Consider the following 12,726-nt stretch of genomic DNA (forward strand, 5'->3'; position numbering starts at 1 on the left):
TCGATCCGCGATGCCGCAAAATTGCTCTGGAATAGAGCGCTCGCACCTGCAACAAATTCTGCAGGGATCAATCGACAGGGCGGGCAATCACCATGAGGGGGACTGTTGACCGGCGCGCGTTGCTCGGCAGGGGGCTGGGCTCCGGCCTTGCCTTTGCCGCGTTGGGCGGCGGGCTGGCCGGTTGCGCGCGGTCCGGGGCAAAGGCCGACGAGGATCTGGGCGCGGCGCGCTCGGTCGCCTTCGCCATCGGCACGCCGGGGTCCGACTTCGTTCACGAGATTTCGCTGGGTTGCGCCGATGCCGCAGAGGCGCTGGGCTGGCGCTTCACCCGCGTGCTCAATGCGCAGCCGACGCCCGATGCCCACGTCAACGCGATCCGGCAGGCCGTGACCGCGCGCAACGACGTGGTGGTTACGGTGGACTGGTATCAGGCCGTGGTCGAGGAAGTGGCGCGCGCACAGCCGCAGGGCACGCGCTTCGCGATGGTGAACTCGCTCAACAATGCGGCGGATATGGCGAAGTACGGCGTGCCGTTCTCCGGCCAGAACCCGAGCGACGTCGGCCGCATGCTCGGTGCGCGCATGGCGCAGGAACTGGGCAGGCGCGGGACGACGCAGGGCGCGGTGCTGGTGGGCAACCCGTTCCCCGGCTCGCTCAACGTCGAGCAGCGCATCGCCGGTATCGCCGAGGGGCTGAAGGCGCAGCCGGGCCTGCGCATGGTCAGCTTCGCCGATGGCTCTGCCGCCGATGCGGCGACTTCGGTGGCGCTCTACAAGGCCAAGATCCGGGAGACCGGCGAGGTCGTCGGCCACGCGGCGGCGAGCGGCGAGATGGGCGCGGTGCCGCTGCTCAAGGCGCTGGACGAACTGGGCGGACCTGCGCCGCTCGTCGCCAGCACCGTCAGCAGCCTCAAGATGCTCGATTTCGTAAAGCAGGGCCGCGTCGCCTTCGCGCTGGACGAGAACCTCTACATGCAGGGTTTCAGCGCGGTCATGCTGGCGTGGTCGGCGATGGAGCGCGGGCTCGCGCCGCTCCAGACCGCGCCGGGTTGCACATGGGTGGAGGCCGGTAACGTCGATGCCATGATCGCGGGCTATCGCAAGCGCAAGGAGGCGGCGAAGGCCCATGGGCTGTCTTGATCCGCGCACCATCGAGCCCGTTCCGGTGAGCGTTGCAGCCGCCGAGCCGCTGCTCATCGCGCAAGGGCTGACCTGCCGCTACGGCCGCGTCACCGCGCTCGACGGCGTGGACATCGCGCTGCGTCCGGGCGAGGTCACGGCGCTGCTGGGAGACAACGGCGCGGGCAAGTCCACGCTGATCTCCCTGCTGTCCGGCGTGCGCCAGCCGAGCGGCGGCACGATCACGATGGACGGCGTGCCCTGCCGCTTCGACAGCCCGGCGGACGCGCGCGGCGTCGGCATCGCCACCGTGTTCCAGACCCTCGCTCTGGTGGAGGACCGCTCCATCGCCGAGAACCTGTTCCTTGGCCGGGAGCCGGTACGCTTCGGCTTCCTGCTCGATCGTCGCCGCATGCAGCGCGAGGCGAGTGCGGTGTTCGAGCGGCTGGGCATCGCGCTGCCCCCGATGGGCACCGCCGTGCGCCACCTCTCGGGCGGCCAGCGGCAGGCCATCGCGGTGGCGCGCACGGTGCTGGGCGGTGCGCGCGTCATCATCCTCGACGAGCCGACTGCGGCGCTGGGCGTGCGCGAGACGGCGCGGGTGCTCGATCTCATCGCACGCCTGAAGGCCAGCGGCGCGGCGGTGCTGCTGGTGAGCCATAACATGGAAAACGTCTTCCAGGTGGCCGACCGCGCGGTGGTGCTGCGCCTCGGTCGCAAGGTTGCCGACATGGCGCTGGTCGAGACGAGCCGCACGCAGCTTGTCGCCAGCATCGTCGGCGGCACGGAGGACATCGCATGATCACGCACATGCTGTTCCGCCGGGAAGTGGCGATCGCGCTGGTCGCAGTGGCGCTCTACATCGGTTTCGCGCTCAACGCGCCGCACTTCCTCGATGCGCAGACGCAGTTCGAGATCCTGCGCGTGACGGGGTTCACGCTGCTGGTGGCGCTGCCGCTGACGATGTTGGTGATCGCGGGAGAGGTGGATCTCTCCATCGGCTCCAACCTCGGCCTCGCCAGCGTGGTGACGGGCATGGCCATCGTCGAATGGGGCTGGAACCCGTGGGCCGCCGCGCTGCTGGCGGTTGCCATCGGCGGCGGCGTCGGGCTGGCGAACGGCTGGGCGGTGGTGCGGCTCGGCGTGCCCTCGTTCATCCTCACTATCGGCATGCTCAGCCTGCTGCGCGGGATTGCGCTGGTGGTGACGATGGGGCTGTCGATCGACATTCCCGGCGACATCGAGAGCACGTTCTTCGCGCTGGCGGGCGGCAGCATCGGCCCGGTTCCGGCGCAGGTACTCTGGGCGCTGGCGGCCTTCGCGGTGACGGGCTTCGTGCTGCACCACACGCTGTTCGGCGCCTGGCTCTATGCGACCGGCGGCAACTTGCGGGCAGCGACGCAGATGGGGCTGCGACCGGGCATGGTGAAGATCGCGGTGTTCATGGCGCTCGGCCTGTGCTGCGGCCTCGTCGGCGCGCTGACGACCGGCTGGCTGCGCCTCGGCGCGCCGAACACCGGGACCGGGGGAGAGCTTTCGACCATCGCGGCGGTCATCATCGGCGGCGCGGCGCTGAGCGGCGGCGTCGGCACGGCGACGGGCACGCTGATCGGGGCGCTGATCGTCTCGATGCTGCAGATCGGGCTGGTGCTGATGGGCGTGCAGGGCAACTGGGTGCAGGTCTGCGTGGGGGTGCTGATCGTGGCGGCTGCCGGGGTCGAGCCGCTGCTGCGCGCCGACGGGAGGCTGGCGGCATGGGTGCAGGGCCTTTCGAGCAGGCAAGGGGCGACGGCATGAACGCGCAGCTTCAGTACGACGCCGCCGAGGCGCTGGCGGTCGACGAGATCCCGGTGATCGACTTCGCGCCGTTCCTCACCGGCACGCCGCAGGACCGCGCCGCCGTCGCCGCCGAGATCGACCGGGCCTGCCGCACCATCGGCTTCTTCTACCTGACCAACCATGGCGTTCCCGAGACCCTGCGCCAGTCGGTGCTGGCCGAGGCACGCGATTTCTTCGCCCGCTCCTTCGACGAGAAGATGGCCTGCGCGCCGATCCTCGACGGACAGTGGTGCGGATACCTTCCCGCGCGCGGCGCGGCGGAAGGGACGAAGCCCGGCGGTTCGCTGACCGAGGAAGGGCGCAAGGCCAAGACGGTGTCGGGCGGATCGCTCGAACAGTTCAACATGATGCGCGTGCGCCTTGCGGACGACCCGCATTATGCGGACCCGGACCCGATCTACCAGAACAACCGCTGGCCCGAGGGCGCGCCCGGTTTCGTCGAGACGATGATCGTCAACCAGCGCGCGCTGCTGCTTCTCGCGGGGGAACTGATGCGCGCCTTCGCCATCGCGCTGGGGCTGGAGGAGGAGCATTTCGTGCGCCTGCACAGGAGCCCGCTGGCGACCTTCGGGCTCAATTTCTACCCGCAGCCGCTGCCGGGCGCGGGCGACGTGGGAGTGGGCGCGCACTGCGACGCATCGTCTTTCACGGTGCTGCTGCAGGACGAGGTCGGCGGGCTGGAAGTGCAGACGCGCGACGGGCGCTGGATCTCCGCACCGGTGGTGCCGGGGGCCTACGTCATCAACATCGGCGACACCATGATGGCCTGGACCAACGGCCAGTTCGTGTCGACCTTCCATCGCGTCGTCAGCCGCAAGCCGCAGGATCGCTTTTCGGCGACGATGTTCGTGAACCCCGACCGCGAGGTCGTGGTGGAGCCGGTGGCGGCGCTGGTGGGTCAGGGGCAGCAGGCGCTCTACGAGCCCTTCCTGAACGACGACTACATGCGCGGGTTCTTCGTCAAGTTCTACGATTCCATGTTCAAGTAACGAGTACGCCCAGGGAGGCGACGAGAGGACGCAGGCGGGGCCACAAGGCAACGACACGTTAGGGGAAACGGTAAAATGAGGTCCGGCCAGTTCTGCCGCGGCGCTGCGTGCGCCGCGATCGCTACCGCTTTGTCTGCGTTCGCGGCGCCCGCCATGGCGCAGGTGGACGCGCTGGGCGAGGACGCGAAAGTCACCACCGATGCGGCCGAGAGCGGCATTCTGGTGCAGGGCACGCGCACCAAGTCGGCGATCCTGCCGGGCACCAGCGACGCGCTGGGGCTGAACCTCGACGCGGTGAACACGCCGCGTTCGGTCTCCACCGTCTCGCTGCAGATGATGGACCAGTACAGCCTGACCACCATCCGCGACCTGACGGCGGTGACGCCGGGCGTCTTCACCGCCAGCTTCTACGGCGTCGACGGTTCGGTGAACATCCGCGGCGAATATGCCGACAACTTCTTCCGCGGCTTCAAGCGCGTGGAGAACCAGGGCACTTACGTCACCCCAATCGAGGGTGCGCTGAGCCTTGAGGTCGTGCGCGGCGTCGCGTCCCCGGCCTACGGCGGCGGGCGCGCGGGCGGCTACGTCAACTTCGATCCGCGCGGCGGCCGTGCGGAGCGCTTCAAGAACGGACAGGCCGCGTTCGGGCAGGTCGACCTTTCGGCGGGCACCTACAAGATGTTCCGGGGCGAGGTCGAATACGGCACGCCCTTCAGGATCGGCGACTACGACGCGGGCGTGGACGTCTATTACGAGCACCTTCAGGGATCGCAGTACTTCCACGGGATCGAACCCAGGCACGACCTTGCGCAGATCGGCTTCGCCACCGATCTTCCCGGCGGGTGGGAATTCCAGGCGGGCGGCCAGTACTACACCGCCGAGGGGATGCAGGGCACCACCGGCGTCAACCGCCTGACGCAGCAACTGGTGGACGACGGCATCTACACCTCCGGCACCTTCCGCGCGCAGCTCGTCTCGCCGGGTGCGGACTACATCACCCCGGCGGACATCGTGCGCGCCGGCGGCGTGACGAAATACTTCGGCGCCAGCAACGCGTATTCGCAGCTCGATCCGGCGACCATCAAGGAGGTCAAGCTCTCCCGCCGCGCGATCGTCACGTCCGACTACGACTTCGGCAAGGCAGAGACGACGACCGCCTATTTCGATCTTGCCCACGAAGTCGGTCCCGGAACCTTCAAGATCCAGGGCTTTCTCGACGACCTGAACGCCGATTCCTACAACAGCTACGGCTTCGCCAAGATGCTACGCGATCAGGCCAAGGAATTCCGGGTCTCGCTGACCGGCAAGATCGACCCCGCACCGTGGTTCACGATGAACTATGTCGGCGGCTTCGGCTATCGCCACTACAAGGCGGACGAAGGCTACGTCTTCGCGCGGGGCTACATGGTGCTCGACCGTCAGGACATCTCGGTCGGCGCGACGCCGGACGACATCTTCAACCCGCGCTACGTCAGCGGCGAGGCGTGGGACCAGTTCTACCACTCCCGCGTCGACGATTTCGGCGTGTTCTTCAACGGCTCGGCCACGCTGTTCGACACGCTGATGCTGACCGGCGGCGCGCGCTACGATGCCTATGACGCCAAGGCGCGCAACACCGGCTTCGTCGACTTCGCGGTGCCGACCAACATCGACTACCACGATGCGCAGGACGTGGTGAGCTGGTCCGCCAGTGCCAGCCTGAAGCTGCCCTGGGGCCTGACGCCCTACGTCACCAAGGGCCGCTCCTTCGCGCCCGAGACGTCGCAGGGCGGCGCGGTCACGCCGGGCAACGTCTCGGCGGGCACATGGCTCTCGCCCACCAAGCTGACCGAGGGCGGCATCAAGATGTCGCTGTTCGACGACGCGCTGTTCCTTGCCGCGTCGGTCTACAAGCAGCAGCGCCGCCAGTCGGAACTGCTGACCGGCAACTTCGTGGGCGCGACGACGCGCGGGTTCGAGGGCGAACTGCGCTGGGCGGTGAACCGGCACTTCGGCCTCTCGGGCGTGCTGACGCGGCAGAAGACCAGCGTTTCGGGCTGCTCGTTCCTCGTCATCCTGCCCTCGCAGTTCGGGCTGGCCGACAACGACGGCTGGGGCTTCGCCTATCAGGCATCGACCTGCTCCTTCGCGGGCTCCGCCACGGGCTATGTCGACCGCACGCAGCCGCGCTGGGTGGCGGGCGCCTTCGCCAACTACGAGATGGGCAACGGCTTCGGCGCGACGCTGGGCGGCAACTACATTCAGGAGACCAGCGGCCAGTTGCCCGGCGCGCCGGTGTTCCCGGACTACTTCCTGCTGCGCGGATCGGCCCACTACGATTTCGGCCGGTTCCGCGTCTCGGTGAACGTCAACAACATCCTGAACGAGCGCTACTACATCCCGCAGCGCTCCACGGAGACCGAGGCTTCGGCGATGCCCGGCGAAGGCCGCACCGCGATCCTCAAGCTGACGGCCCGCTTCTAGAATCCAGAGTCCACCCTGCGGAGCCGACGGTGTCGGCTCCGCCTTTTTTCCTGAACTTTTCGAACTCTTGAGGAGACAGCCCGATGGCATCGCCGCCGCCGGCCATACAAGACCTTCCCGTGATCGACATCGCGCCGCTGCTGTCGGGCGCTCCGGGGGGCGCCGAGGCCGTCGCGCGCGAGATCGGCGAGGCCTGCCGTTCGGTCGGCTTCTTCTACATCTGCGGCCACGGCATCGCGCAGGAGAAGATCGACGCGATCTATGCCTTGTCGGCCGCGTTCTTCGACCTGCCCGCCGCCGACAAGGTGGCGCTGACCATCTCGCGATCGATGAACAACCGGGGCTATGCGGGCATCGACGACGAGAGCCTCGACCCCGATGGGCCCGCCGACCTCAAGGAAGCCTTCAACGTCGGGCGCGAACCGGAGGGCGAGGAAGTGCTCGATCCGCTGGACGGCAACCAGTGGCCCGCCCTGCCCGGCTTTCGCGAGGCCATGCTGGATTACTACGCGATGATGCGCAGACTGGGCGAGCAGCTTCACCGCGCCTTCGCCATCGACCTCGGACTGCCGGAGGACTTCTTCGTGCCCCACATCGACCGCCCGCTGGCGACGCTGCGGCTGCTGCGCTACCCGCCCGCAAGTGTGGAGGAGGAGCGACCGGGCGCGGGCGCGCATACCGATTACGGCAACATCACCGTGCTCTCGCAGGACATGACCGGCGGGTTGCAGGTGCGCCTGCGCGGCGGCGACTGGCTCGACGCGACGCCGATCCCCGGCACCTTCATCTGCAACATCGGCGACTGCCTGATGCGGTGGAGCAACGACATCTACGTCTCGACGCCGCACCGGGTCTTCAACACCGGCGGGTCGGTGCGGCATTCGGTGGTGTTCTTCTTCGATCCCAACGTCGATGCGCCGATCGCCTGCCTGCCGCACTGCGCGACGCCGGATCGGCCCGCGCGTTACGAGCCGATCCTTGCCGGGGAGTACCTGCGCGAGAAGCTCGACGCGACCTATGCGTTCCGCAAGGCCGCCGAGAGCCCCTGACGCGCCCTCCTCAAGCGGCGGTCAGGCCGTGGCCAGCGCGCCCGAGACGACGTTGCCCGCGTACATCACGACCTTGCGCGGGGTCAGCCGCGCGACCGCCTCGGCGGAGCAGCTTGCGGGGACGAGCACCATGTCCGCCGCATCGCCCGCCCTGGGCCACACCTGCTCGCCCTTGGCGTTGAGCGGGGTCGGGCCGCCGGTGGCGATCTTAAGCGACTGGGAGATGCCGTACTCGTCGCTCCAGCCGTAGAGCTGGCACGCGAGCTTGGCCTTCTCCAGCACGTCGCCGCTGCCGAAGACCGACCAGTGATCCTCCACGCTGTCGGTGCCGGTGTAGACCTTCACGCCCTTGTCCAGCAGGATCGGGATCGGCATCATCCGCGTGCCGAACGGCAGCGTCGAGGCGACCGACATGTCGAGCGAGGCAAGGCGCGCGGCCAAGTCGGCCATTTCGCCATCGGAAATCGACATCATCGAGAACGCATGGCTAAGCGTTACCTTGCCACGCAGCGAGGGCTCGCGCTCCACCGTATCGGCAATCCGGCGGATCGCGGCGATGCCGCTGGCGCCAGGCTCGTGCAGGTGGATGTCCACGCCCTTCTTCATGTCCACCGCGACCTGCATCATCGCATCGACCGACTTTTCCATGCCGCCGTCGAGCGTCGTCGGGTCGATCCCGCCCACATGCGTCGCGCCCGCCGCCATCGCCGCGCGCATCGTCGGGATCAGGTTGGCGCTGACGAAGCCGTGCTGGGGGAACGCCACGATCTCATGCCCGAAGCCGTCGGCGCGGCTGTCGAGCGCGTGCTTGAGCAGTTCGACATGCTTGGTGCCGATCACCGGATCGACGTTGCACTGGCTGCGCGCGAAGGTGGTGCCGTTGGACTGGAGCAGGTCCACCAGCTTGCCCGCGCGCTCCTCCAGCGTCGGGAGCAGCTGCGGGAGGAGCGTCTGTTCCAGCTCGATCTGGCCGCGGATGCCGCCCTTGCGCTTGCGCGGGGGCACCCAGGGGCCGCCGTAGAACGTCTTGTCGAGGTGGATGTGCATGTCGCGGAACGAGGGGAGCAGGAGCATCCCCTGCCCGTCGCGCACTTCGGTGCCCATCGGCGCGGGCGCGGCGGCGGGGAGGATCGCGGCGATCTTCCCGTCCCGCACCAGCACCGAGGCTTTCGCGGTCTGCGTGCCGACGACATCCGCGCCCTCCCGCACGTAGCCGGTTTCGAGCAGGACGTTGCGCAGCAGGAAGCTCGCGCCCCTGGCCACTGGCTTGGCCTTCGCCGTCGCGGCAAGGGCGGGCGCGGCGGCGGCAGCGGCGCCGGTCGCGAGCGCGGCGGCGAGGATACCGCGGCGGGAGAGCTGCATCGGGGTAGTGGTCATGTCTCTTCCTCTCTCAAGTCGTCGGATATCTGGCCGTCAGAACTTGAACCGCGCGCCGACCTTCATCTGCCACACCGACTGGGTGTTGAAGCTGGTCGCGGCGCGGCCGATGAAGCTGTCGTACTGGTAGAAGTTGCCCTGCGTCGGGCAAGCCCCTGCGATCTGGCAGTTGCGCGCCACCACGTTGGCCGAGACGTAGGGCGACGGGATCTGCTGGATCACGCCCCAGCGCTTGTTGATGAGATTGCCCAGGTTCTCGATGTCGAGATAGATTTCCGCCTTCGCGCCTTCGGGGAAGAAACCGGGGATCTCCTGGCTGATGCGCATGTCGATGGTGGTGACGGCGGGGGCCTTGAAGGCGTTGCGCGGGGCGATGCCGCCCGCATACTTGAGCAGGCCGTTCTTCTTGAGGAAGGCGTTGAACGCCTGCAGGTCGAAGCCCGCGCCATAGGTCACGATCGGATCGCTGCCCGCCGTCACCTGCCCGCCGCTTGCCTGCGGGACGTAGAGAAGCTGGCGGTTGCGGGTGGCCAGCGCGCCGTTCTCGCCCACCAGCATGTCGGCGGCCATGTTGGCGTTCGCGCCCACGTCGAAGGTATAGCTGAACACCTGCCCCGAACGGCGCTGCCCGAACAGCGTCACGCGGGTGCGGTTGTCGCCGAAGAAGGCGTGTGCATAGGACAGCGACAGCTTCGTCAGGTTGCGGAATTCGTAGTTCGAGGTCGCCAGCTGCGGATCGTTCGGGTCCGAGGTCGCCACGCCCGAGTAGTTCGACGAGGCCACCGTGGTGATCCCCGGATTGATGTCCTTCGAGCGGATGTAGGTGTGGGAGAGCTGCGCCTCCAGCCCGTCGAGCGGACCTTCGCGCCAGGTCTTGCCCAGCGCCAGACCGACCTGGTTGGCGTAACCCTGCTTCGTATTGGTCACGAGGATGTCGTTGCGGTTGTCGCGTCCCGGCAGGTAGGTCGGGCGGCCGTCCGGCGCATCGGGGCCGCGATTGGCGCCCGCATAGAGTTCGTACCACGCCACCGCGTTCTGCACTTCGGAGTGGATGAACTCACCCGCCACGCGCCAGCCGTTGCCGAACTTGCCGAGGTCGAACTCCTTCTGCGCGCCGATCGACATCTTCCACGTCGACTGCGGCTTGAAGTCCTTGTCGAGCGCGTTGATGAGCCCCTGCCCGCGCGCCGCGCTGGCGCTGTTCGCCGCCTGCAACGCCGGGTTGACGTTGAACCCGTCGACGTTGGTCAGCCCCGCAAGGCACGCCGCGCTGGTCGTCGCGTTGCGGGTGCAGGTGACGTTGCCCAGCATCTGCCCGGTGTTGTAGAAGGTGTTCGCCGTCCACACCGTCGGCGATCCGCCGCCGAACAGGCCGACGCCGCCATAGACCGTCAGCGTCGGGTCGGGCTTCCAGTTGAAGCCGAAGCGCGGCTGCAGCAGGTGCTTGCCGTCGAGGTTCTCCGTATTCGAGATGCCGTAGCGCGCCATCACCAGCGGGTTCTCGTCCGGCCGGTCCGACTGCTCGAAGAAGTCGTAGCGCAGGCCCGCCTTGATCGTCAGTTCGGGCAGCACCGCCCATTCGTCCTGCAAGTAGAGCGTGTTCGTCGTCGTGTGCAGGGTGAAGCCCCCGTCCGCCTTCATGTTGCTGGCGGCATTGGCATAGCTGACCGAGGAGGCATTGCCCGCGCGCAGGTCCGCCAGCGAGTTGAACACGTAGGAACCGTTGGCGTTCTGGACGAACAGATCCCAGATCTTCAGCGCCTCGCGCTCGTAGCCCGCGGTGATGCGGTGCGATCCGGCGGTATAGGTCGCCTTGGCGCGATACTGCTGGAGGTACGTGGTCAGCTCGTTCGCCTGATAGGACGCATTGGTGCCCGCATAGACGCTGGGGCCGGTGGTCGTGCCGTTCAGGTAGACGCGGAACTGCGCGAAGTCGGCGCCCGCCAGCGGATAGCCGGGGTTGTCCATCTTCTTGTACGACGCGCTGATTTCGGTGCTGAAATTGTCGGTCCAGTCGGAGAACACCTGCGCCTTGTAGACGTCGAGGTTGTTCTGCCGCTCCACCCACTGCGACAGCAGGCCGAGCGAGGTGCTCGATCCGGTCAGCGTGTTGCCGTTTGCCGAGATCGAGGAGCCGCGCGTGCGCTGGTACGAAACCGTGGCGCGGTGGCCGGGCGCGATGTTCCAGTCCAGCTTGCCGAAGATCTTCTCGTCACGCGAAGGCAGCTTCGTCGCCTCGTAGCCCAGTGGGTCATAGCCGTAGCGATCCTGCAGGATCTGGCGCACCTCGTTCGCCTGCGCCACGCTGACGCCCGGCACCTGATTGGCGAAGTCCGATCCGGTCGGGCCGACCAGCGAGGGTTCGGAACGCTCGAACTTCTCGTAGTTCAGCGTGAAGAACAGGGTGTCCTTGATGATCGGGCCGGTCAGCGTCGCGCCGAAGGTCTTTTCCGAGAACTTGCCGGTCAGGCGGCGGTTCTGGCGCGATCCGTCCTGGAAATCGGTATAGGCGAACTCGCCGCCCTGCAGCGCGTCGCCGGTATATTCGTAGAACACCTGACCGTGGAAGCTGTTGCCGCCCGACTTGGTGGTGGCATTGAGCGTACAGCCGCCGAACGCGCCGTAGTTCACGTCATAGGGCGCCAGTTCCACGCCCAGCGTCTCCACCACGTCGATCGAGATCGGCGAGCGCTGGGTCGGATAGCCGTTGGCCTGAAGGCCGAAGTCGTCGTTCTGGCGCACGCCGTCGATGGTCAGCGAATTGGTGCGGTTGTTGGCGCCGCCGCAGACCAGCGCGTCGCTGTTGGTCGGGTCGACCGCGACGAAGGGGTTCATCCGCGCCAGATCCTTGAGGTCGCGGCTGATCGAGGGCGAAGCCTCGATCTTCTGGGCCGAAAAGTTGGAGCTTGGCCCGGTCTTGAGGTCGCCGCCGCCATACGTCGTGCCGCTCACCACGATCTCGGTCATCTCGCCCAGCGTGAAGTTCGCCTGAAAGGCGTCGCCGGTGTTGATCGCGGGGATGTTGACCGACTTGGTGCCGAGGTCCGGCGAAGTCGCGGTGACGCGGTACGGACCGCCGGGACGCAGGTTGCGCACCGCATAGACGCCGTCGGCGCTGGTCGTCGCGGTGGTGGTCGTGCCCGAGGGGACATGGACGATGGTGACGGGCGCACCCGCAACCGGATTGCCGTCCGGATCAGTCAGGCGGCCGTTGATGGCCCCGGTGATGACCTGCGCATGGATCGCAGTGGGAACGGCGAGCGCGATCCCCATCGCACCCAGAGAAAGACCGGCAGCCAGTTTCGCAATGCGCATGATCGTCACCCTCATGTTGTCCGAAGAGGCGACCGGCAGGGGTGCGGCGGACTTTTGTCCTGCCGTCACCCGGCGACCCGATCGCTCGTTGCGAATCAAGTCATATGTCGAACTTCGTCGATGATCCAACATTAAATCGTCAACGATCTAATAAATTTTCGAGAACGTTGTGTTTCTGCGGTTTTTGGATGGTGCGGTGCGGTATGGCGGAGTTTGATGCCGGTTGACGATGACACCGGGCGGCGATCCGAAATCGAATCGTTGACGATATTTGCGTCAGTTCGGGGTTGGATCGGGCCATCTGAATGCGTCTTGGTGCGCGCCAATGCGCGCTCACGCACCCTTGGGTACCGCTAGGTTCAGTTCAGTGCGCGGGTGTGCGCATCGCCTGTATGCGACTGGAACATCCTCCCGTCGCCCCTGCGAAGGCAGGGGGAATGGGAAGCGGGTTGGACGGAAGGGCAATGCCTTGCCGCTGGATTGCTTCGCTCCGCTCGCAATGACGACGGGAAACGAGAGTCGCCCACACCTCGTCATTGCGAGCGGAGCGAAGCAATCCAAGGCGACACAGCGCAA

The 12,726-nt window shown here is 67.2% G+C and carries 8 protein-coding genes; 6 read left to right on the top strand and 2 right to left on the bottom strand.

Annotated elements, in window-relative coordinates; all coding sequences use genetic code 11:
- Positions 1–92: 92 nt before the first annotated feature.
- From LO787_RS19950 to LO787_RS19975, 6 genes are all read left to right on the top strand, one after another.
- Entirely contained in the window at positions 93–1,139 is a 1,047-nt protein-coding gene (locus LO787_RS19950) for a sugar ABC transporter substrate-binding protein (RefSeq protein ID WP_232492730.1), read from the top strand.
- Positions 1,126–1,920 (top strand): ATP-binding cassette domain-containing protein, encoded by a 795-nt coding sequence (locus LO787_RS19955; RefSeq protein ID WP_232492731.1) that lies wholly within the window; start codon positions 1,126–1,128, stop codon positions 1,918–1,920. The genes LO787_RS19950 and LO787_RS19955 overlap by 14 nt, the downstream gene beginning before the upstream one ends.
- Positions 1,917–2,915: an ABC transporter permease gene (locus tag LO787_RS19960; protein WP_232492732.1), complete on the top strand. Its 999-nt coding sequence runs from the start codon at positions 1,917–1,919 to the stop codon at positions 2,913–2,915. The genes LO787_RS19955 and LO787_RS19960 overlap by 4 nt, the downstream gene beginning before the upstream one ends.
- Positions 2,912–3,946 carry an isopenicillin N synthase family dioxygenase gene (locus LO787_RS19965; RefSeq protein ID WP_232492733.1) on the top strand — a complete coding sequence of 345 codons (1,035 nt, stop codon included), beginning with the start codon at positions 2,912–2,914 and terminating at the stop codon, positions 3,944–3,946. Before LO787_RS19960 ends, LO787_RS19965 begins: the two co-directional genes overlap by 4 nt.
- A 153-nt stretch (positions 3,947–4,099) precedes the next feature.
- Positions 4,100–6,409, top strand: a complete 2,310-nt coding sequence (locus tag LO787_RS19970) for a TonB-dependent siderophore receptor (RefSeq protein ID WP_232492734.1) — start codon at positions 4,100–4,102, stop codon at positions 6,407–6,409.
- Positions 6,410–6,492: 83 nt separating this feature from the next.
- A complete protein-coding gene (locus LO787_RS19975; RefSeq protein ID WP_232492735.1) occupies positions 6,493–7,458 on the top strand; it encodes an isopenicillin N synthase family dioxygenase in 966 nt (321 codons plus the stop codon).
- Between the two features lie 21 nt (positions 7,459–7,479).
- On the opposite strand, the gene LO787_RS19980 is transcribed toward LO787_RS19975, so the two are convergent.
- Complete coding sequence (locus tag LO787_RS19980; protein ID WP_232492736.1) at positions 7,480–8,835, bottom strand: amidohydrolase; 1,356 nt, start codon at positions 8,833–8,835, stop codon at positions 7,480–7,482.
- Positions 8,836–8,871: 36 nt separating this feature from the next.
- Positions 8,872–12,150: a TonB-dependent receptor gene (locus tag LO787_RS19985; protein ID WP_232492737.1), complete on the bottom strand. Its 3,279-nt coding sequence runs from the start codon at positions 12,148–12,150 to the stop codon at positions 8,872–8,874.
- Between the last annotated feature and the right edge of the window lie 576 nt (positions 12,151–12,726).

Origin of the sequence: Novosphingobium kaempferiae, assembly GCF_021227995.1 — a bacterium.
In the GTDB taxonomy this organism is placed as follows: domain Bacteria; phylum Pseudomonadota; class Alphaproteobacteria; order Sphingomonadales; family Sphingomonadaceae; genus Novosphingobium; species Novosphingobium kaempferiae.